Annotated in this window: 22 protein-coding genes and 1 riboswitch; of the genes, 17 read left to right on the plus strand and 5 right to left on the minus strand. The window is 45.4% G+C overall.

The annotated features are described in order from the left end of the window. Positions 1-164 precede the first annotated feature (164 nt). The 4 genes from QNH15_RS05610 to QNH15_RS05625 all read left to right on the plus strand — a co-directional run bounded on the left by QNH15_RS05610 (position 165) and on the right by QNH15_RS05625 (position 3,686). The gene (locus tag QNH15_RS05610) at positions 165-935 is read left to right on the plus strand and encodes an SDR family NAD(P)-dependent oxidoreductase (RefSeq protein WP_283893207.1); all 771 of its coding nucleotides are present in this window, start codon (positions 165-167) and stop codon (positions 933-935) included. 152 nt (positions 936-1,087) lie between these two features. Next, positions 1,088-1,366, plus strand: a complete 279-nt coding sequence (locus QNH15_RS05615) for an HU family DNA-binding protein (protein WP_061967465.1) — start codon at positions 1,088-1,090, stop codon at positions 1,364-1,366. A gap of 161 nt (positions 1,367-1,527) precedes the next feature. Beyond that, positions 1,528-3,378 (plus strand): PAS domain-containing sensor histidine kinase, encoded by a 1,851-nt coding sequence (locus tag QNH15_RS05620; protein WP_283893208.1) that lies wholly within the window; start codon positions 1,528-1,530, stop codon positions 3,376-3,378. Between the two features lie 47 nt (positions 3,379-3,425). Next, positions 3,426-3,686, plus strand: coding sequence for a hypothetical protein (locus QNH15_RS05625; protein WP_141687001.1), 261 nt, complete (start codon positions 3,426-3,428; stop codon positions 3,684-3,686). 240 nt (positions 3,687-3,926) lie between these two features. On the opposite strand, the gene QNH15_RS05630 is transcribed toward QNH15_RS05625, so the two are convergent. Together QNH15_RS05630 and QNH15_RS05635 are read right to left on the minus strand one after the other, a co-directional pair. After that, on the minus strand, positions 3,927-4,235 hold the full coding sequence (locus QNH15_RS05630) for a hypothetical protein (protein WP_283893209.1): 309 nt from the start codon (positions 4,233-4,235) through the stop codon (positions 3,927-3,929). 234 nt (positions 4,236-4,469) lie between these two features. Continuing rightward, positions 4,470-5,846, minus strand: a complete 1,377-nt coding sequence (locus QNH15_RS05635) for an FAD-binding oxidoreductase (protein ID WP_283893210.1) — start codon at positions 5,844-5,846, stop codon at positions 4,470-4,472. 129 nt (positions 5,847-5,975) lie between these two features. Between QNH15_RS05635 and QNH15_RS05640 the strand changes: the two genes are divergently transcribed. After that, complete coding sequence (locus QNH15_RS05640) at positions 5,976-6,488, plus strand: BsuPI-related putative proteinase inhibitor (RefSeq protein WP_129477430.1); 513 nt, start codon at positions 5,976-5,978, stop codon at positions 6,486-6,488. Between the two features lie 245 nt (positions 6,489-6,733). Then, on the plus strand, positions 6,734-8,893 hold the full coding sequence (locus tag QNH15_RS05645; RefSeq protein WP_283893211.1) for an ATP-dependent Clp protease ATP-binding subunit: 2,160 nt from the start codon (positions 6,734-6,736) through the stop codon (positions 8,891-8,893). 54 nt (positions 8,894-8,947) lie between these two features. On the opposite strand, the gene QNH15_RS26165 is transcribed toward QNH15_RS05645, so the two are convergent. Further along, positions 8,948-9,031 (minus strand): putative holin-like toxin, encoded by an 84-nt coding sequence (locus QNH15_RS26165; protein WP_353051312.1) that lies wholly within the window; start codon positions 9,029-9,031, stop codon positions 8,948-8,950. 310 nt (positions 9,032-9,341) lie between these two features. Between QNH15_RS26165 and QNH15_RS05650 the strand changes: the two genes are divergently transcribed. Together QNH15_RS05650 and QNH15_RS05655 are read left to right on the plus strand one after the other, a co-directional pair. Continuing rightward, positions 9,342-9,608 carry a hypothetical protein gene (locus QNH15_RS05650; RefSeq protein WP_061967480.1) on the plus strand — a complete coding sequence of 89 codons (267 nt, stop codon included), beginning with the start codon at positions 9,342-9,344 and terminating at the stop codon, positions 9,606-9,608. Between the two features lie 14 nt (positions 9,609-9,622). After that, positions 9,623-10,252: a hypothetical protein gene (locus tag QNH15_RS05655; RefSeq protein WP_129477424.1), complete on the plus strand. Its 630-nt coding sequence runs from the start codon at positions 9,623-9,625 to the stop codon at positions 10,250-10,252. Positions 10,253-10,437: 185 nt separating this feature from the next. On the opposite strand, the gene QNH15_RS05660 is transcribed toward QNH15_RS05655, so the two are convergent. Continuing rightward, complete coding sequence (locus QNH15_RS05660) at positions 10,438-11,265, minus strand: GDSL-type esterase/lipase family protein (RefSeq protein WP_283893213.1); 828 nt, start codon at positions 11,263-11,265, stop codon at positions 10,438-10,440. A 156-nt stretch (positions 11,266-11,421) separates the two neighbouring features. Here QNH15_RS05660 and QNH15_RS05665 point away from each other — a divergent pair, with 156 nt between their 5' ends. Together QNH15_RS05665 and QNH15_RS05670 are read left to right on the plus strand one after the other, a co-directional pair. Further along, positions 11,422-11,805, plus strand: a complete 384-nt coding sequence (locus QNH15_RS05665; protein ID WP_283893215.1) for a penicillin acylase family protein — start codon at positions 11,422-11,424, stop codon at positions 11,803-11,805. A 44-nt stretch (positions 11,806-11,849) separates the two neighbouring features. Then, positions 11,850-12,503, plus strand: a complete 654-nt coding sequence (locus QNH15_RS05670; protein ID WP_347343379.1) for a penicillin acylase family protein — start codon at positions 11,850-11,852, stop codon at positions 12,501-12,503. A gap of 39 nt (positions 12,504-12,542) precedes the next feature. Here the strand turns inward: QNH15_RS05670 and QNH15_RS05675 are convergent, their stop codons facing one another. Beyond that, the gene (locus tag QNH15_RS05675; RefSeq protein WP_061967487.1) at positions 12,543-13,397 is read right to left on the minus strand and encodes a DUF1206 domain-containing protein; all 855 of its coding nucleotides are present in this window, start codon (positions 13,395-13,397) and stop codon (positions 12,543-12,545) included. A gap of 148 nt (positions 13,398-13,545) precedes the next feature. Here QNH15_RS05675 and QNH15_RS05680 point away from each other — a divergent pair, with 148 nt between their 5' ends. The 7 genes from QNH15_RS05680 (at position 13,546) to QNH15_RS05710 (ending at position 19,714) form a co-directional block, all read left to right on the plus strand. Next, a complete protein-coding gene (locus tag QNH15_RS05680) occupies positions 13,546-13,950 on the plus strand; it encodes a hypothetical protein (RefSeq protein ID WP_283893217.1) in 405 nt (134 codons plus the stop codon). Between the two features lie 387 nt (positions 13,951-14,337). Beyond that, positions 14,338-15,720, plus strand: a complete 1,383-nt coding sequence (locus QNH15_RS05685; protein ID WP_061971403.1) for a glycine--tRNA ligase — start codon at positions 14,338-14,340, stop codon at positions 15,718-15,720. 50 nt (positions 15,721-15,770) lie between these two features. After that, a riboswitch (TPP riboswitch) is annotated at positions 15,771-15,875 on the plus strand. Positions 15,876-15,968: 93 nt separating this feature from the next. Next, complete coding sequence (locus tag QNH15_RS05690) at positions 15,969-16,601, plus strand: thiamine phosphate synthase (protein WP_283893220.1); 633 nt, start codon at positions 15,969-15,971, stop codon at positions 16,599-16,601. Further along, positions 16,585-17,715, plus strand: coding sequence for a glycine oxidase ThiO (thiO, locus tag QNH15_RS05695; protein WP_283893222.1), 1,131 nt, complete (start codon positions 16,585-16,587; stop codon positions 17,713-17,715). The genes QNH15_RS05690 and thiO overlap by 17 nt, the downstream gene beginning before the upstream one ends. A gap of 6 nt (positions 17,716-17,721) precedes the next feature. Then, the gene (thiS, locus tag QNH15_RS05700; protein WP_061967493.1) at positions 17,722-17,922 is read left to right on the plus strand and encodes a sulfur carrier protein ThiS; all 201 of its coding nucleotides are present in this window, start codon (positions 17,722-17,724) and stop codon (positions 17,920-17,922) included. A 5-nt stretch (positions 17,923-17,927) separates the two neighbouring features. Next, positions 17,928-18,692, plus strand: coding sequence for a thiazole synthase (locus tag QNH15_RS05705; RefSeq protein WP_283893225.1), 765 nt, complete (start codon positions 17,928-17,930; stop codon positions 18,690-18,692). Next, positions 18,692-19,714 (plus strand): thiazole biosynthesis adenylyltransferase ThiF, encoded by a 1,023-nt coding sequence (locus QNH15_RS05710; protein ID WP_283893227.1) that lies wholly within the window; start codon positions 18,692-18,694, stop codon positions 19,712-19,714. The genes QNH15_RS05705 and QNH15_RS05710 overlap by 1 nt, the downstream gene beginning before the upstream one ends. Positions 19,715-19,719 lie beyond the last annotated feature (5 nt).

Raw genomic sequence — 19,719 nt, forward strand, 5'->3', positions numbered from 1 at the left:
CCTTGCTCCTTTAGATTCATGAATCTAAAACTATGACGTGTATGGCACTCCATTCGTTCACCAGAGCCATAAAAAAATGCAGTTCCAACTGAATGTGCTAAAATAATAATGGTTTGATTATTGAAAAAACAATCGCGAGGTACTAATCAGAGAGGAAGATTCTAATGTATTTGCCATCCTTTTCATTGACAGGAAAAACAGCGATGATTACAGGTGCCGGACGGGGAATCGGCAGGGCGCTGGCCATAGGTTTTGCGGAAGCCGGTGCAGATGTTATTTTGGTCTCCCGTACACAGAAGGACTTGGACGAAGTGGCAGGCGTCGTTCAGGAGATGGGGAGAAAAGCGTATACATATGCGGTCGATGTCACACAAAAACTAGAAATACAGTCTTTGTACCATTCTCTGGATACAGACCGCATTCCTCTACATATTCTGGTTAATAATGCCGGTATGAATATCAGGAGCAAAGCACTCGATGTGACAGAGGAAGAATGGGAAACCATTATCAATACAAACCTTCGATCTGCTTTTTATTTTTCTCAGGAAGCAGGAAAGCGGATGAAGGAAGCCGGATATGGCCGCATCCTGAATATTTCCTCGGTCGGGGGCCATGTGGCATTGCGCACCGGAGTGGTTTATGCCTCTACCAAAGCCGCACTCATTCAAATGACCAAAAACCTGGCACTTGAATGGGGAAGGTATGGAATCAACGTCAATGCAATCGGCCCCTGGTATTTCAAAACACCGCTGACCGAAAAGCTGCTTGCAGATGAAACCTACTTAAACGATATCCTGTCCCGCACTCCGCTCAACAGAGTCGGTGAGCTGCAGGAGCTGGTTGGGCCGGCTGTTTTTCTCGCTTCGGACGCAGGTTCCTACTGTACGGGGCAAACCTTGTTTGTCGATGGCGGTATGACCGTATACGGATTTTAGCAGACTGAGTATCTCGAAACCTTGAGTATTATGGGCTCAGGGGTTTTTTTGCTTTCGAAAAAAACAAGGAAAACATGTATAAAACATGGAGAACGGTTAATAATGGTAGCAAATGCAACACATTAAATTGCTATTTTAGGAGGCCTTTTATCATGAGAAAGCAAGATTTAGTCGACGCAGTAAAAGCGGCTACAAGTATGAATAAAAAGGAATCAACACTTGCGGTGGAAGCTGTACTTGATGCCATCACCAATTCATTAAAGCAGGGAGAAAGTGTTCAGCTCATCGGGTTTGGAACCTTTGAAACTCGTAACCGAAACGCCCGAAAAGGACGTAATCCTCTGACAGGCGAAGAGATTATGATTGCTGCAAGCAGTGTGCCGGCGTTCAAGCCTGGAAAGTCATTAAAAGAAGCTGTAAAAGCAGTATAAAAGAACCCCATTCACGGGGGTTTTTTTCTTTTGTCATAAAAGAGCGATTTGTTCCTCATTTTGTCGGTCGATTCATGAAGGAAAACGCCTTCTTTTTATCTAATATAAAGGGAGATTAATGACAGAAAACGACAGACTGATAGTTGAGGGTGTGGACTTTTATGATATTAACGGGTAATGAGCTTCTCCCAAAGCTTGGCGTATTTAAGAAGTTAATTGATGTACTCCCGGAGTTCATCTGTTTGAAAAACGAGGAAGGCGAATGGCTTGAAGCCAATGAATTCGCGTTGCAAGTGTGCGGTGTCGACCGGAGTTCATATAAAGGGCTGCGAGCTGAGGAGCTCTCGTGCTTCCTTACGCCTGATACCATCCGGCGCTGCCATGAAACGGACCAAAAAGCATGGGAAACGGGCCGGCCGATTAAAATCCAGGAAGAAGTGCTGCAAAAGGATGGTTCCTACATTATTCTTGAATTGATTAAACAAGCAACATTTGATGATGAGGGCAATCCTCTGTACCTGTTTGTAACTGGGCGTGACATCACTCAGCACAAAGAGAAGGAAGAGGAGCTCAGTGTGGCCCTTGAACTATTAGAATCGGTTCTTGAAGGAACGACCGATGCGATATTAATTGTGGATACAAAGGAAAATCCAATTAAAGTTAACCATTCATTTGAAAAATTATTTGGCTGGAAAGAAGACGACCTGATTTCCGGAAGAGTGGATACTCATGTGATTATTCCTTCTGAATATAAACCAGAATCAAAAAGTATCATGAGCCTGCTGGCGGAAGGAAGTACTGTGCCTTCCTTTGAAACCCAGCGGGTGTGCAAAGAAGGGACAAAGATCGATGTTTCGATTTCTTTCTCGGCCATTCGAAATATGCAGGGGCAAGTGATTGGCTTTTGTTTGATTTACCGGGATATTACACCTCAAAAAAAAGCGGAGCGGGCTCTGCGGGAAAGTGAAGCCAAGTACCGGGTAATTGCTGAGCATTCCAAAGACCTGATCGCTGTGGCTGATCCTTCGGGGAAACTTCTGTACTGCTCACCTTCACATGAAGGATTGCTCGGCTTGACAAATGGTCTCGATGAACTGAATGAGGTCCTTTTTTCAAGAATTCATCAGGACGATTGGGAATTCTTGCGTGCCACGTTTGCCAAGGCAAGAAGCCAGAAGAAACCCTTTACGTTCGAGTTCCGGCTAAAAATAAGCAGCGGGGATTGGGTGGTTATGGAAACCAATGCCGTCCCGGTCTTGAACGAATGGGATGAGATAGAGAGCTTTGTAACCATTGCAAGGGATATAACAGCAACCAAAGAAACCGAAGAGCTTATAAGGAAGTCTGAGAAGCTGTCTGTTCTCGGTGAGCTCGCTGCAGGAGTCGCCCATGAAATACGCAATCCCCTGACATCTCTTATCGGCTTTGCACAGCTGCTGAAGGAATCAGATGAAGAAATGAAAGACAAGTATATCGGAATCATGCTGACCGAATTAAAACGAATCAATGATATTGTCGGTGAGCTGATGCTCGTGGCGAAGCCCCAGGCCGTTCATTTTGAAAACAGTTCACTCAAAGATATGCTCGAGAGCGTGGTACGGCTCCTGGATACGCAGGCCATTATAAAAAATGTCCAAATCCAGCTGAACACATTCGGGGATATCCCACCTGTTTATTGTGTGGAAAACCAATTGAAGCAGCTTTTTATCAACCTGTTGAAAAATTCAATTGAATCCATGGACAAGGGAGGGCTGATCAGGCTGACTCTAATAAAGGCCAAAGGAAATGTGATGGTCGAAATTGAGGACCAGGGTTCCGGTATCCCTAAAGACCGGCTTGAAAAACTGGGTGAACCCTTTTATACGACAAAGGAAAAAGGAACAGGCCTTGGGTTAATGGTCTGCTATAAAATCGTTAAAGAGCATTTTGGTCAAATCCAATTTGAGAGTGAAGAAGGAAAAGGGACGAAGGTTCAGGTGAAATTGCCCATTTACCCCCTTTCCGTCGTTTAAAAGAGGCTAAAGGGGACATAATGGTTGTTAAAAAGGCAGGAACCTGTATGTCTCCTTATCGTATTTTTTTCGTTTACCGCATTCATGATTTAAATTACCTTCATGTACATGGAATGGAAATGGCCACGAAGAAGCTGTTTACAGTTCTCTTATATTCGCCAAACGATGCCATTGATCTAACCGTTCAGACCAGCCACTTGCCGGCAGAGCTCCTGAGCGTTTTGGAGGAAGAAAAGGCCAGGATTGATCAGGGATATTATGATCTGGCACAGTGGGAGTACCAATCGTACAATGAACAACTTCATTAGAAGTTCCAGCCGGAAGTGGAAACCAAAAGCGTCTTATTAAAAAGGCACTTTTGGTTTTTTGTGCCCCATTTCTCTTGAGTGGATTTTTCATTTATAATGGCTTTATTACCTATTATGGATGCGCTAGAAAAGAATTTAACGCGTTTAAACCGGGATTTTAAAAATTGGAAACGTTAAAAAAGGCAATGGCGAATAAGGCCATTGTTTTTTAATGCGCCCGGGGGATCAACACCGTTATCTTTAAACGTGCCAATCATTTAGAGCGGCTGCCCTTTCAATCGTTTTGTTTAAAGCGTGTTCTATAGCAGTCAGTTCGACCGGAATGATCGCTTCAATATCTTCATACCTTTGAAAGTTGTTTCCTTTTAAATCAGGAAGAATATCATGCCGGATGAAGTTACTGTCCACCATGGAAAAAAAGTAACCCACGTAGTAGGGCGTTGAACTCTCTTCATGACTTAAATAATGGAAATCACTTGACTGTTTGAACTGCTCAATAACAGAGTTGAAACTTTTGCACGGTTTGCCTTTACTCTTAAACCATTTCATCTTTATCACCCGGATTTCTTGTTTCATTCTTTTTATTTTCAGACCAAATCCTCATTGTTATCCAAAAAAGACCCCCTCCGAGGCGGAAGGGGTCTTCAAACTTATCTTCTTCTTTTTACAAACAGGTAAATAAGAATCACAATGAGTATTAGAATGATTAGAGTTTTCACGAATGATGTCCTTTCACGAGTAATTTATACTCTATCTTTACCCAACTGATCCTCTCTCTAACCTTTAAAATAAAACCTTGCCCGGATTCATGATGTTGTTTGGATCAAACTGCTGCTTGATCATTTTCATCAGCGGCAATGTGTCACTATGCTCCTGCTGTAAGTATTTCATTTTTCCGATACCGATTCCATGTTCTCCGGAACAGCTTCCTTTTTTGGAAAGTGCATATTCTACAATTCTTTCGTTGATCCGGTTCGCTTTATTTGTTTCTTCCTCGCTATTTTTATCAAACATGAGAATGGAATGGAAATTGCCATCTCCTACATGGCCGAGCACTCCGCCAGGGAGGCCCTCACTTTCAATCAGTTCACGTGCATAAATGACTGCGCCGGTTAATTCCGAAAGCGGCACCACCACATCTGTCAGCATCATTTCCCTTCCGGAAAAGCCATGCTTGAATGCATAAGCCAGGTGATGGCGAGCTTCCCAAAGCTTTGCTTTTTTGATGGAATCAGTTTCGAAAATCAGTTCTTCTGAACCATTGGCCGAGAGCAATTCTTCTGCAAAGGCTACATCCTGGGCAATTCCGCCTTCATTGCCATGAAACTCAAGAAACAGGGTGGGTTTCTCCGGATAGGAAGTATCGCTGTGCATGTTCACCTGACGGATGGAGGGCTCATCCACAAGCTCTACACGTGCCAGAGAATTCCCGGAAGACAAAAGGGAGACCGCTCCGTCAACTGCTTCTTTCACGCTAGGGAAAACGGCCCTGCCTGCCACGGTTGTTTCCGGAATGCCATATACCTTTAGTGTGAGCTCTGTAAATACGCCAAGGGTTCCTTCCGATCCCACAAACAAGCCTGTGAGATGATAGCCCGATGAAGATTTTGCCGCCAAACCTCCTGTATGAATGATGGAGCCGTCGGCAAGAACCACTTCGAGATCTCTGACCTGTGGACGCATGATGCCGTAGCGGACGCTTGTTGTGCCGCTTGCATTCGTGGCGGCCATTCCGCCCAGGGTAGCATCCGCTCCCGGATCTACCGGAAAGAACAGTCCGTATTTTTTTAAAGCCTGATTCAGCTGTGTTCTGGTTACTCCCGGCTGTACTTTAACCAGAAAATCTTCGGGCCTGACCTCCACTACCTGGTTCATATTTTGAAAGTTAATGGAGATGCCGCCTTGCAGTGGGATGCAATGACCTTCAAGGCTCGATCCCACGCCAAACGGAACAACAGGAATTCTATGTTCATTGGCGAATTTTACTATAGAAGAAACTTCTTCGGCTGAGTTTGGAAACACCACGACTTCCGGAAGCACGGGAGAATGATGAGATTCGTCTTTGCTGTGCTGGCGAAGAATGGTTTCATTGCTTGTGGCTCTTTTTTCATCCGTTAGTTTTTTCATTTCTATAAGTAAATCCTCATGTGTTGCCTGCATGTAAAAATCCTCCCTTAGGTGTATGTTGATTATTCTCTTCTTAGGGTAATTTATAGATGAAAAGCGAAAATCCTTTTTATTCTGTTAAAAAAACAAAAATCAGCCAACACTATTAGGTGAGGTGATGACATGAAAAAATGGCTGTTGATACTCAGCTTTACATTGCTTTTGGGCGGATGCGGAACAACAGAAAAAAATGAAGCGGACAAGGGGGAGCCAGTCATGGGAGACGGGAATAAACAGGAGCAGCACAAGGACAAGCCCGGCAGAGACCACAGCGGGGGAATCGTTGCGGGAGCTATTGAGCCAAAGCTTTCGGTTATGGAGCAAAACACAGGCAGCACGCTCTTGCGTTATGAACTAAAAAACCAGACTGAACAAATAAAAACCTTTGAATTTACAAGCGGCAAAAAGTTTGATTACATCGTCAAAGATGAAAGCGGGAAAAAGGTATATCAATATTCACACGATCACATGTTTACCCAGTCTCTTTCCAAGATCACCCTGAAACAAGGTGAAACGTTCACGCAGGACATTATGGTAAAAAACTTGCCAGCGGGCACTTATACGATCGAGATATGGCTTACGGCGAAAAACGAAGAAAACGATTATCGGCAGAAAAAAACATTTGAAATACAGTGAGAATCCGCTCTTATGGAGCGGGTTTTTTTATGCAGCAAGGGGAAATGCAGATTGTTTGATTTTTTATTTATTACGGAGTACACTCATAAAAATAATCAAAATAAAACGTACTTTAAATAAGTAAATATAAATTTTTTTGAGCAAAGGACTTGAAAGTCAAAGAAGGTCAAAGTATAATATAGACATAAGGTCAAAGATAGTCAAAGTCAAACAACGACCTAACATTCTAAAGGAGGACATGCTTTATGAAATGTGAACAATGTAAAGTGAATCCTGCGACAATTCAAATGAACGTTTCTTTTAATCAACATAAACAACAGTTAACACTATGTGCAGATTGCTATCATAAAATTACTCAGTCTATGAATACAACAGGAGGTATGAATCCGATGAACCAATTTTCATCCTTCGATGATTTCTTTAAACAAATGATGAACAACGGCATGAACTCAGGGTTTTCAGGCCAGCAACAATCCCAGCAGGCTCAGCAGCAAGGTGGCGGAAGAGGCAGGGGCGGAGGCTTCCTTGACCAATTCGGCCGCAATATCAGCCAGGCCGCAAAAACCGGTCTTATTGACCCTGTGATCGGCCGTGAGGAAGAAATAAACCGTGTGATTGAAATTTTGAATCGAAGAAACAAAAACAATCCGGTTCTTATTGGGGAACCAGGGGTTGGTAAAACAGCCATTGCTGAAGGATTGGCATTGAAAATTGCCGAAGGTACAGTACCGTCCAAACTTCTTTCCAAGGAAGTCTACATGCTTGATGTAGCTTCTCTTGTAGCAGATACAGGTATTCGCGGACAATTTGAAGAGAGAATGAAGCAGTTGATTGCTGAGCTGCAAAAGCGTAAAAACATCATTTTGTTCATTGACGAGATCCACCAAATCGTCGGTGCAGGATCAGCCGAGGGATCAATGGATGCCGGCAACATTTTAAAACCGGCACTTGCCCGCGGTGAACTTCAACTGGTGGGTGCAACGACACTGAAAGAGTATCGCAAAATCGAAAAAGACGCGGCATTGGAGCGCCGATTCCAGCCGGTTATCGTTAACGAGCCAACTCCTGAAAAGGCATTTGAAATTCTTAAGGGACTTGCTTCCAAATATGAGCAGTACCATGAAGTGACGTTTTCAGAAGATGTTTTAAAAGCGTGTGTAACCTTGTCTCACCGCTATATCCAGGACCGTTTCCTTCCGGATAAAGCGATCGATCTTATGGACGAAGCCGGTTCCAAAATCAACTTGCTTCATTCAGGCAATGAAACTTCTTCCATTGAAGAGCGTTTAGAGGAAATTTCAAAAGAAAAAGAACAGGCAGCAATGAATGAAAACTATGAGCTTGCTGCAAAACTTCGCCAGGAAGAGCTTCAATTGGAGGCAAAATTGAACGAGAACGAAGGCAAAGAAAAAGCCGCCGTTACCCTTGAAGACATTCAATCCATCGTAGAGCAGAAAACAGGTATCCCAGTTAAAAAGCTTCAGGAAGACGAACAGGCGAAAATGAAGGACTTGGCGAAAAACCTTTCCCAAAAAGTCATCGGACAGCAAGAAGCGGTTGAAAAAGTATCCAAAGCCATCCGCAGAAGCCGTGCCGGTCTGAAAGCGAAGAACCGTCCAATCGGATCCTTCTTGTTTGTCGGTCCGACAGGGGTAGGTAAAACCGAATTGACCAAGTCACTCGCAGAAGAATTATTTGGTGATAAGGAAGCCATGATTCGTCTGGACATGAGTGAATACATGGAGAAACATGCCGTGTCCAAGCTTATCGGTTCACCTCCTGGATATGTCGGCCATGATGAAGCCGGACAATTGACTGAAATGGTCCGCCGCAAGCCTTACAGCATTATTTTGTTGGATGAAATTGAAAAGGCGCATCCGGATGTACAGCATATGTTCCTGCAAATCCTTGAGGATGGCCGCTTAACCGACAGCCAGGGCCGTACTGTATCCTTTAAAGATACAGTCATCATCATGACGAGCAATGCCGGCAGTGGTGTAAAGCAAACCAAAAAATTAGGATTTACCAACGAAATCGCGGAAGTACAAAAAGAAACCAATATTCTTGATGCCATCGGTTCCTACTTCAAACCGGAATTCCTGAACCGGTTTGACAGCATTGTACAGTTCCAGTCTCTAAAAGAAGATGACCTTGTACAAATTGTTGAACTGATGCTTGCTGATCTGAAAGAAAACCTTGTAGATCAGGGAATCACGATCGAGTTTACCGATGAAGCGAAGAAGAAAATTGCTGAATTGGGCTACCATCCTGCATTCGGTGCAAGACCGTTACGCAGAGTAATCCAGGAAAAAGTAGAAGATGCCGTAGCAGATGTATTACTGGATCAGGAAGAAAACAAAGCGTTAAAAGTGGATGTTCGTGAAAATGAATTAGTCGTAGAATAAAAAAGAGCCATGCGTACAGACGCATGGCTTTTTTGTATAATTATGTGGGTAGACTTAATCGTTGTCCTTGGAGCGAATAATGGTCAGCACTAGCATGGAAAAACCAATCATCAACGACATTGCTTCGAATACTGTCATACCATTCCCTCCCCATGATTGTTGGGCTAGAACGTTTTATTCGAATGAGCCGCAGTCCCTGTCTTATATATTCCTATTTTATCCCGATTGCCAATATATAACAAGAATCGTTATAACTATTTCAAAACTTTCCCAATAGTTCGATGGTACCGATTTACCAACCTAAAAATCAGTAAATTCAGATAAATTAAAGATTTGATATGATTTCGGGACTTTTTTACCATTACCGATTTCTGGCTAATTCTGCTGCGATACGACTGGCGGGAATTCTGGATGTCCGTTTGTTACAATAGAGCGGGGAGGAATGCATATGCTGAAATATAAGCTGAACGTACTGGATGTTTTTGAGGTAAAGGAGCATTATATTGAAGGAACAAAGGAAGTACACATTGACACAGTGATTCTGAATGAAGATGGAAGCGATTTTTACCGGGGAACCACAGCTGTCAGGTTTAACACGCATGGCATTTACCCACAATTGGACACCTTAAAAGGAATTTTTGAAGATAAAAACAGTTTTATGGATTTTGTTAGTTATTTGCGCCGCTACATTAAACAGCAGGTGCGATATTTGTAGGAAGGAGTAACAGCGTGAAGTATGTATGGTATGCAAGCTATGGATCAAACATGAATAAAGACAGGTTTTCCTGTTACATAGAAGGAACGCAGGCAGAAGGAAGCTCCGAACCGGAAAGAGGGTGCCGGAACTGCAACCCTCCACTAGAAGATCGTTCGGTTGAAATGGAATATCCGCTTTATTTTTCAAAGCAGGAAAGCAAATGGGGAGCAGGAGGGGTGGCCTTTATCGGCCATCAGCCTGCTGCTTCTTCAAAAACCATCGGCCGAATGTACTTAGTCACCGAGGAGCAGTTTATGGATGTTGCTTCACAGGAGAATGGAATTGACGGGCTTGAGTTTGATTTTGAAAAGATTAAAGAAGCCCGTTTTCTTCCTTTGACAGAGGGCTGGTATGGCACCATTGTTTATCTTGGAGATTGTGATGGCTACCCCATTTTCTCTTTTACCTCCAATCATGATATGGGGGAGGAAGAATACGTGGCTCCAGCTCCTGGGTATCTTCGTACCATTGCCAAAGGATTGAAGGCCATGGGAATGACCGATGATGACATACTGGATTACCTGGGGGAGAAAAACGGCCTTAAGAGCGTTAAAACGAGAGAGCAGATCAAGAAGGATTCGGGACTAGCGGAAAGGTCTTAGTTATATTGGTCTGTTCTTTAACGTTAACGGTAAAATAGGTACCAAGACGCAAGTCTCTGGATGCTTACGAAATGGGGGAATAGGTGAGATAATGTAATCCCCTATACATATGAGATGCCTTGACCAGGGCATCTCTATTTTTTTGCCAATACCAATAAGCACTGTCCCAAATGAGGACAGTGCTTTCATTTTTGCTGATAAGGTGCTTCTAATGTTTTAATCATTTGCTTAGCAATCATTTCATGGCCTTTATCATTGGGATGAATGGCATCGAAAATCCATTCTTTTCTGTTTTCAGGTTTCAGTACCTCACTGCTCGGGATGACAAGCGATGGTTTATTGTTGGCTGTGGTTTCGTAGGCGATCAGATTCCAGTCATTCAATAACTTTTTCGTGGCAGGAAAAAAGGTCTCCTCTGAGTCCACCGCGTTGTACAATTCGTTGTAAACAAGGATGGCGTCAGGATTTTCTTTTCGAATGATGGAAAAGATCTCAACCAGATTATACTGATAGGATGATTTAACATTGGCATAATCCTGCAGCGCTTTAACCGGACCTTCCTTTAATGCGAGTTTAACGAGATCATTGCCCCCAATATTGATCGTTATCAAATCTGCTGAATGAATCCGCTCCTTCATCTCAGGATTGGATAAAAATCTGAGCAGGTCTCCGCTTGTTGCCCCGGATATACCCTGGTTATCCAGAATCGCTTTCTTTCCGGTAAGCGAGGATATTTCATCGTTGGCTATTTTGATAAATCCACCTTCCGTCGATCCCCGTCCCTGTATGACTGAGTCTCCCAGGGCAAGATGATGAATGGTTTTTCCCGGAAGATTTCTTAAATGGCCGATATAGGAAACTTTATGGGATTCAGGCTTATCGGCTGAGTCCTGTAAAGCGGCATTTTGTGCTTTCAAACGGTCAATTTTAAACTGAGGATAATAGTACCATCCTCCGACTGAGACAACTATCAAACCTAAAAGGATGAGCGCCAGCCATAGCCATTTCTTCATATGCTGCCTCCTTTCAAGGTCCCCATTTTAAACCATTTCTCCCTCTTCTATCAATATATTAGCATGAAAGCAACATATGAGAGCGGTTTATAACTGGGAATTTCAGGAGAAGGAAAACAACTAGACCATACAGAATGGATAAAAAAAGGGGGAGTGATGGTGGAAACAGCCGTTCAAATTGAAAAACAGCGTCCTAAAAGGAGCCGCTGGAAGAAAACAGCTATTATTGTAATAACAGGGGTCCTCATCATCCTTGTGATTTCAGGGACAGCCGCTTATTGGCTCATGAGAAAAAGCCTGCCGGTGACCAGCGGGACAGAAGCAATCTCTTCACTGACATCTCCAGTGAAGGCCTACAGAGATAAAAATGGCGTGCCGCATATTGTGGCCAAAACCCTGAAGGACTTGTATATGGCGCAAGGCTATGTAACGGCTCAGGATCGGATGTTTCAGATGGACTTAAGCAGACGACAGGCCTCAGGGCAGTTAAGTGAGGTGATTGGTGAAAAGACGGTGGAGAAAGACCGCTGCTGCCGCTGATTGAAAAGGATAAGCTGGATCCAAACGGAAAGAAAGCACTGCAGATTTTGAAGGACTGGAATCATGAAGATGATAAAGAACTTGCTGCACCTTTACTATTTAATTTATGGATGCAGGAATTCAGCAACGTGCTGTTTGAAAAAAAGATTGATCAAAAGATGATGAAACTTTTTGACGGAAAAGCGCAAGTAGTCGATGAACTTATACGTTGTGCATCAAAGGGGCAGGAAGGACCCTGGGTCAAGGAAGCGGGCGGATTGCAAGCTGTCTCCAACCGGTCATTTTCACGAACGGTAAAGGAAGTAGAAAACGTGCAAGGTGAGAACACGGAGAAGTGGAGTTGGGGAGCTTATCATACCCTTCCTTTTGATCATCCACTCGCTGCGATTAAACCGCTTAACCCGCTGTTTAATCCGAAAGAGACGGAGATGGGCGGCAGCAGGGTGACGGTCGGAGCGGCAGGCTGGGATCCTGCAACAGGAAAAGTAAATCACGGAGCCGCCTGGCGGACGGTCGTCGATCTCTCGGACCTGTCCAAATCATATAATGTGGTTGGTCCAGGGCAATCGGGACATGTGCTGAGCAAGTGGTACGACAACCAGATCAAGGATTGGACGACGGGAAACTATCATGTAACCGATACAAAGGAAGCTTCCTTTAAAGACGAAGAAAAACTTGTTCTCACACCGGATCAATAAAACAACATCCCGGCTCTTTTGAGCCGGGATGTTGTTATTTTAAGGGTCGAGCCTTCTGAAGCGTGCTTCAAAGAGCAGGTAAACGCCGTAGGCAACGAGACCGAGAGCTACTATGGTCAGGAGAACCTGCCCATAGGGCTGTTTAACAAGCTCCGCAAGTGCCCCGTCCAGTCCTTTCGTCTCATCAGGGTCTGCCTGGACGGCTGCACGGATGAGAAAGATGCCCATAATGGCAAAGACGATTCCGTGGGCGGAAATTCCAAATTTGCCAATGTAACGTGCTGTTTTCCATTCTTTTTGATTCATTTCTTCGCGCTTCAGTTTGTTTAAATATTTTTCCTTATAGGCCTTATAAAAATTAAAGATTCCTACCCCGATCAGAATGGCGCCAAGGAGCCCAATGATGAACTGGCCAAAAGGCTGCGCAAGAACTTTGGCTGAAAGTGTCTGGTATTTCTCGCTGGAGGAACCACTGCTAGCTCTGAATATAATCTTGATGGCACTTCCGCATAAGCCGAAATAGACACCTGCAACAATGAGGTAGCTTATGCGTGCCATCCATCCTTTTGCATCCTTCCCTTTGTGCTCGGGATCAAAGATTGCCATGATGACTTCCCACAACGCATAGCCGGCAAGCCCGACAGCGAGCACTGCAAGCAGAATGGAGCCAAAAGGCTGCTTGGCGATCGTGTAAAGTGCACCAGAGGAAGTAGCGAGTTTCCCCTCCAAACCGAATGCAGTCATAACCGCGAGTACTCCAATGAGAATGTAAACGGCACCTTTCGACAGGTGACCAAACCGGGCCATGCGAACGATCCATGGCTCTGCTTCTTCTTTGTATTCTTCTGCTTTTCTTTCAGCGTGCTCTTTGTGCTGTGACAAATCTTTATCCATATGGGTGCCCCTTTCAAAGGTTCTATGTACTTAGTACCCATTTTCTCCAATTCATCAAACTAACAGACTGCTGTTCCACACCCATATTCCCTAATTGGCATACCATATGAAGAACCTTATGTAATTTCGACAAAAGGGAGGGTTATTCATGAAAGAACATTATTATGGCTTATGCTGTCAATATATGGGGCAGGATGTTGAAATCACAACCCAAGATGGCGGCAGATACGTAGGAACCATCCAAAATGTTGACACGGAAAATGTTTATTTGTTTCCCCATCAGGATGATGGTACGGGAAGATTTTTCCCATTATTGGGTGCAGGGCTGATTGGTCTTGGACTCGGCACAATTGCGGGCTTCGCACTCGCTCCACGTCCGCCAGTTGCCTTTGGCTACGGTTATGGTTACGGCGGGGTGGCTCCGTTTCCAGGCGCTTATGGAGGGGTACCGGGAGGATTCGGCGGCGGTTTCCCAGGTGGGTATGGTGGATTCGGCGGTGGTTTCCCAGGTGGATATGGAGGCTTTCCGGGCGGCGGATTTGGGGGCTTCTAAGGGCTCTTATGAAACTCATCGACAATGGCGATGAGTTTTCTTTTTTTACCTGAAAGAATAAAAGTTCTGCATACCGTACAGACTTGACATTATGGCGGAAAAACTGTACTATTTTTTCCATAATCGAAGATCATAACCGCAATGACAGACCAATAGTATCTGAGCCTCTTTAGATGAAGCGAACCGGGGATGGTGAAAGCCCGGGCGAATGTTCAGAGAAACGGAAGTCTCGAGCCATTAATTGACCAAAGCGGATGCAATAGTGATTGCATCAATTAGGGTGGAACCGCGTGAGTACAGCTCTCGTCCCTGGACAAACAGGATTTGTCTATGGGCGGGGGCTTTTTTGGTTTTCAAAAAGCAAATGCGAATAAAGGAGAGAATGACATGAGTGTGACAATGGAGCAAGTCGTCAACATGGCGAAACAGCGCGGATTTATTTTTCCGGGATCTGAAATCTACGGAGGACTTTCAAATACTTGGGATTATGGCCCGCTCGGTGTGGAGCTGAAAAACAATGTAAAAAAAGCCTGGTGGAAAAAGTTTGTTCAGGAATCCCCTTACAATGTAGGTCTCGATGCTGCGATCCTGATGAATCCACAAACATGGGTGGCTTCAGGACACATTGGAAACTTCAATGACCCAATGATAGACTGTAAACAGTGTAAAGCACGCCACCGTGCGGACAAGCTGATTGAAGATGCGCTTTCCGAAAAAGGCATTGAAAAGATTGTGGATGGATTGTCATTTGATGAAATGGAAAAATTGATTGAAGAACATAACATTGCCTGTCCTGAATGCGGAGCACATGATTTTACTTCCATCCGCCAATTTAACCTGATGTTCAAGACATTCCAGGGGGTAACAGAGTCCAGTACGAACGAAATCTATCTTCGCCCTGAAACAGCGCAGGGGATCTTTGTAAACTTTAAAAACGTTCAGCGTACCATGAGGAAAAAGCTGCCGTTTGGTATTGCACAAGTAGGCAAAAGCTTCCGAAACGAAATCACGCCAGGAAACTTTACATTCCGTACGCGGGAATTTGAACAGATGGAACTTGAATTCTTCTGCAAACCGGGAGAGGAATTGAAATGGTTCGATTTCTGGAAGCAATACGCCCATGATTTCCTATTGAATCTTGGCATGAAGCAGGATAAGCTTCGCCTTCGTGATCATGAATCCGAAGAGCTTTCTCACTACAGCAACGCGACGACAGATTTTGAATATCAGTTCCCATTTGGATGGGGCGAGCTCTGGGGAATTGCTTCCCGCACCGACTTTGACTTGAAGCGCCACAGCGAACATTCCGGAGAAGATTTCAATTATATTGATCAGGAAACGAACGACCGCTATGTTCCGTATTGCATCGAACCATCGCTTGGAGCAGATCGTGTCACCCTTGCCTTCTTGATTGATGCTTATGAAGAGGAAGAGCTGGAAGGCGGAGACACACGAAATGTGCTTCATCTGCACCCTGCCCTTGCGCCGTTTAAAGCAGCGGTACTGCCCCTTTCCAAAAAATTATCCGAGGAAGCGCGTGAAGTGTTCGCAGGTCTTGCCAAGGACTTTATGGTGGATTATGACGAAACCGGATCAATCGGAAAACGGTACCGCAGACAAGATGAAATCGGAACGCCGTTTTGTATCACGTATGATTTTGATTCGAAGGAAGACCAGCAAGTAACAGTTCGTGACCGTGATACAATGGAACAGGTGCGTATGCCGGTATCCGAATTGCGTGCGTTCCTCGAGCAAAAAATCAGCTTCTAATCACTTTACATTTTTTTCGCTCGTGGTAAGATGAAAATAACTTCATATTATAGCAACACTGGGGGAGCCTTCCGGGCTGAGACTGAACGCATTGTTCTAAACCCTTTGAACCTGATCTGGATGATGCCAGCGTAGGGAAGTGCCACTGCACAGCTTTGACAGCTGCTGCAGCTGATTTGAAAAAACAGTGAATCAGCCACTCTTTCTACGCAAAGAGTGGCTTTTTTGTATGGAAATGAGGAATGGAAATGCACCCATTGGAGTTCCATGTCATCACGGACGGCAAACAGAGCGAAGACCGTATTCTTTCAGTGTCATCCATCCTTGCCCCCCATGTGACAGCGATACATATCAGAGAAAACAGCCAGGCTGCAGGCGACATTTACAGTTTGTCCGAAAAGCTGAAGCAATGTGGCATACAAAGAGAAGCCATTTATATGAATGACCGTGTGGATGTTGCGGTAGCTGCAGGACTCGGCGGCATTCATTTAAAGGAAAGCAGTCTTGCGCCAGATGTGGTCAGGCATCATTTTCCCTCTTTTAGAATCGGTCAGTCAGTCCATTCGAGGGATGGGGCGATCCAGGCGGAACAGAAGGGGGCGGACTATCTTTTCTTTGGTCATGTTTTTTCGACCGAAAGCAAAAAGGATAAAGAGCCAAGGGGACTTGATCAATTGCAGGAGGTGGCCGAAGCGGTCAGCATTCCGGTTCTCGCCATAGGAGGAATTTCTCCGGAGAGAGTTGGCGCCATTGTCAGCGCAGGAGCATCGGGCATTGCTGTCATGTCAGGAATCTGGAAGGCGGAAGATCCTGTTTCGATAGCCAAACAGTACAAAGCAGTTTTAATGAAAGAGAGTGATCAGGATGCGCAAACATTATGATGTCATCATCATCGGCGGAGGGGTCATTGGCAGTTCGATCGCCTACTTTCTTCGCCGTCACACCCCTTACAACGTTCTTGTATTGGAACGAAACAAAATTGGAAGTGAAGCCTCTTCTGCGGCGGCCGGCATGCTCGGAGCCCAGGCAGAGATTCATGAAGCAGGCCCGCTGTATGAGATGGCCAGACAGAGCAGGCAGCTTTTTCCGGAACTAAGTTATGAACTTAAGGAAATCAGCGGTGTGGATATGGAATGGGTGGATAAAGGATTGTTTAAAACAGCCAAAGACAGCTGTGAGGCAGAAAGGCTGCAGGATTTGGCTGCCTTTCACAGGGCTAACGGACAGCCCGCCGAGTGGATGGACGTGGATGAACTTTGTAAAAAGGAACCAAACGCATCAGCGGAACTGGCGGGCGCCCTGTTTTTGCCGAAGGACGGTCAGGTGAATGCTCCCAAGCTGACTCAGGCCTACGCCCAGGCCGCTGTAAAGCTGGGTGCCGATTTTATGGAGTATACAGAGGCTGCTGGCTTCGATTTTGCCCAACTGGGAACAGGCGTGCAAACCAGCGCAGGCACGTTTTATGGGGAAAAACTGGTGCTGGCTTCAGGCGTATGGACAGGGAGACTTGCTGCCCAGACAGGCCTTCATATGCCGGTCTTTCCCGTAAAAGGAGAATGTCTGTCGCTGAATTTTATGGAGCCTGTCATTACCTCAAGCATCATTTCAAAAGACTGCTACCTTGTGCCGAAACAGGGAGGCAGACTGGTGATCGGCGCGACGATGCGTACGGGAACCTATGACCGGAAAGTAACCGCTGAAGCCGTCGGGCAATTGCTTGAGGGTGCGATAAAGGTGGTTCCCGGCATCCGTAATGGAGAATGGGAGAAGGCGTGGAGCGGCTTTCGTCCGCAAACACCGGACGGCCTGCCGTATATGGGGAAACATCCCAACCATTCCAACATTTATTTTGCGGCCGGGCATTTCAGAAACGGAATTCTTTTGAGCCCGATTACCGGGCAATGGATAACCGAGCTGGTTTGCGGAAGGAAAGAGGAGCAAAGTCTGAATGAGTTTGCTCCCGAACGGTTTGTACTTGAACAAATGAAAGGATGAGGGGACATGAAGCTGATCGTAAACGGAAACACAATGGAAGTTGCCCGGGTTCAGACGGTTGATGATTTAATCAAAGAGCTAAAGCTGGCTGGCAAGGGGGCGATCGTAGAGCTTAATGAAGAAATCTTGAACAAAAGCCAGCATGCCGAAACGGTATTGGCCAACGGAGATAAAGTAGAGATTGTCCATTTTGTAGGAGGAGGATGAGCATTATGCTTAAAATTGGAAACCATGAATTTTCTTCACGTCTTCTTTTGGGAACGGGAAAATTCCCGGATTTTGATGTTCAAAAAGAAGCGGTTAACGTATCAGGTACAGAGATTCTGACATTTGCAGTCAGGAGAATGAATATTTTTGATCCGGAACAGCCGAATTTTTTAGAAAAGCTGGATGCGTCGAAATATACTCTGCTTCCCAATACGGCGGGTGCCAAAACAGCAGAAGAAGCGGTCAGGATCGCAAAGCTGGCAAAAGCATCAGGTTTATGTGATATGATTAAGGTAGAAGTTATAGGAGATTTCAAGACCCTTCTGCCTGATCCGGTAGAAACGCTGAGAGCGTCGGAGATCTTGCTGAATGAAGGATTTACTGTTCTGCCTTATGCTTCTGATGATGTACTTCTTGCAAAGAAATTAGAGGACCTTGGCGTGCATGCCATCATGCCCGGAGCTTCACCCATTGGTTCGGGCCTTGGAATCATCAACCCCTTAAATATCAGCCTGATCGTCGAGCAGGCAACGATCCCGGTTATTGTGGATGCCGGGATCGGATCGCCGGCGGATGCCGCGTTGGCGATGGAACTCGGCGCTGATGGTGTGCTGCTGAACACAGCCGTCTCGGGCGCAGAGGATCCTGTGAAAATGGCAAAAGCGATGAAGCTTGCGATCGAAGCGGGAAGGCTTGGTTATGAAGCGGGACGAATTCCGAAGAAACGGTATGCCACGGCAAGCAGCCCGCTGGAGGGAATGAGTGTTTAATGAACGATCGCTACTCCAGGCAGATCTTATTTGATCCGATCGGAGAAGGGGGCCAGGAGCTCCTGGCCAATAAGCATGTACTGATCATTGGTGCCGGGGCACTGGGCACTGGAAATGCTGAAGTTCTTGCCCGTGCGGGCGTTGGGAAGATCACAATCGTCGACCGGGATTATGTGGAGTGGAGCAACCTGCAGCGGCAGCAGCTGTTCAGCGAGGAAGATGCAAAATACCGGATGCCCAAAGCGGTGGCGGCAAGAGAACGGCTGGAACAGCTTAACTCTGATATCCAGGTCGAAGGGCTTGTTATGGATGCAGGTGCCGAAGAGCTGAGGGAGCTGACAGAATTTGTCCACCTCATCATTGATGCCACGGATAATTTTGATACAAGGCTTCTGATTAATGATATTTCTCAGGAAACCAAGATCCCATGGATCTATGGTGCCTGTGTGGGAAGCTATGGCCTTTGCTATACCATTATACCGGGAGAGACTCCTTGTCTTAGCTGTTTGCTGGAAAAGGTGCCGATGGGCGGAGCTACGTGCGATACAGCAGGCATTATAGCACCCGCTGTACAGACGGTTGTAGCCCATCAGACAGCGGAAGCGTTAAAGCTGTTAACCGAAAACAAGGAAGCACTCCGGAACAAACTGGTTTCCTTTGACCTGTGGAACAATTATTACATGGCGATGGATGTAAGGAAGTTAAAGAAACAGGATTGTCCTTCCTGTGGCAATCATCCAACGAATCCTTTTTTGAATCCCGAAAACCAGACAAAAACAGCCGTGCTCTGTGGAAGAGATACCGTGCAAATCCGTCCCTCTGAGCATGGGGAACGGGATCTGGAGGAGCTTTCCGGGGTGCTGGCACGATTGGGAGGCAGGATTGAACAAAATCCGTATTTGCTCTCCTATCGGGCGGATGAACAGCACCGGCTTGTTTTCTTCAAGGACGGACGAGTTTTAATCCATGGCACGAAAGATATAGCTGAAGCGAAAAATCTGTACTATAGTTTGATAGGATAATTGAA

This window comes from Fictibacillus enclensis, from assembly GCF_030123385.1.
GTDB classification, from domain to species: Bacteria; Bacillota; Bacilli; order Bacillales; family Fictibacillaceae; genus Fictibacillus_C; species Fictibacillus_C enclensis.

What these genes read in the sequence shown, in the direction of transcription:
- QNH15_RS26165 (WP_353051312.1), bottom strand. Translation starts at nt 9,031, where the DNA reads ATGACAGTATTCGAAGCAATGTCGTTGATGATTGGTTTTTCCATGCTA.
- QNH15_RS05640 (WP_129477430.1), top strand. Translation starts at nt 5,976, where the DNA reads ATGAAAAAATGGCTGTTGATACTCAGCTTTACATTGCTTTTGGGCGGA.
- QNH15_RS05660 (WP_283893213.1), bottom strand. Translation starts at nt 11,265, where the DNA reads ATGAAGAAATGGCTATGGCTGGCGCTCATCCTTTTAGGTTTGATAGTT.
- QNH15_RS05620 (WP_283893208.1), top strand. Translation starts at nt 1,528, where the DNA reads ATGATATTAACGGGTAATGAGCTTCTCCCAAAGCTTGGCGTATTTAAG.
- QNH15_RS05630 (WP_283893209.1), bottom strand. Translation starts at nt 4,235, where the DNA reads ATGAAATGGTTTAAGAGTAAAGGCAAACCGTGCAAAAGTTTCAACTCT.
- QNH15_RS05610 (WP_283893207.1), top strand. Translation starts at nt 165, where the DNA reads ATGTATTTGCCATCCTTTTCATTGACAGGAAAAACAGCGATGATTACA.
- QNH15_RS05705 (WP_283893225.1), top strand. Translation starts at nt 17,928, where the DNA reads ATGCTTAAAATTGGAAACCATGAATTTTCTTCACGTCTTCTTTTGGGA.
- QNH15_RS05635 (WP_283893210.1), bottom strand. Translation starts at nt 5,846, where the DNA reads ATGCAGGCAACACATGAGGATTTACTTATAGAAATGAAAAAACTAACG.
- thiO (WP_283893222.1), top strand. Translation starts at nt 16,585, where the DNA reads ATGCGCAAACATTATGATGTCATCATCATCGGCGGAGGGGTCATTGGC.
- QNH15_RS05675 (WP_061967487.1), bottom strand. Translation starts at nt 13,397, where the DNA reads ATGGATAAAGATTTGTCACAGCACAAAGAGCACGCTGAAAGAAAAGCA.
- QNH15_RS05710 (WP_283893227.1), top strand. Translation starts at nt 18,692, where the DNA reads ATGAACGATCGCTACTCCAGGCAGATCTTATTTGATCCGATCGGAGAA.
- QNH15_RS05650 (WP_061967480.1), top strand. Translation starts at nt 9,342, where the DNA reads ATGCTGAAATATAAGCTGAACGTACTGGATGTTTTTGAGGTAAAGGAG.
- thiS (WP_061967493.1), top strand. Translation starts at nt 17,722, where the DNA reads ATGAAGCTGATCGTAAACGGAAACACAATGGAAGTTGCCCGGGTTCAG.
- QNH15_RS05690 (WP_283893220.1), top strand. Translation starts at nt 15,969, where the DNA reads ATGCACCCATTGGAGTTCCATGTCATCACGGACGGCAAACAGAGCGAA.
- QNH15_RS05680 (WP_283893217.1), top strand. Translation starts at nt 13,546, where the DNA reads ATGAAAGAACATTATTATGGCTTATGCTGTCAATATATGGGGCAGGAT.
- QNH15_RS05615 (WP_061967465.1), top strand. Translation starts at nt 1,088, where the DNA reads ATGAGAAAGCAAGATTTAGTCGACGCAGTAAAAGCGGCTACAAGTATG.
- QNH15_RS05665 (WP_283893215.1), top strand. Translation starts at nt 11,422, where the DNA reads ATGGTGGAAACAGCCGTTCAAATTGAAAAACAGCGTCCTAAAAGGAGC.
- QNH15_RS05625 (WP_141687001.1), top strand. Translation starts at nt 3,426, where the DNA reads ATGTCTCCTTATCGTATTTTTTTCGTTTACCGCATTCATGATTTAAAT.
- QNH15_RS05645 (WP_283893211.1), top strand. Translation starts at nt 6,734, where the DNA reads ATGAAATGTGAACAATGTAAAGTGAATCCTGCGACAATTCAAATGAAC.
- QNH15_RS05685 (WP_061971403.1), top strand. Translation starts at nt 14,338, where the DNA reads ATGAGTGTGACAATGGAGCAAGTCGTCAACATGGCGAAACAGCGCGGA.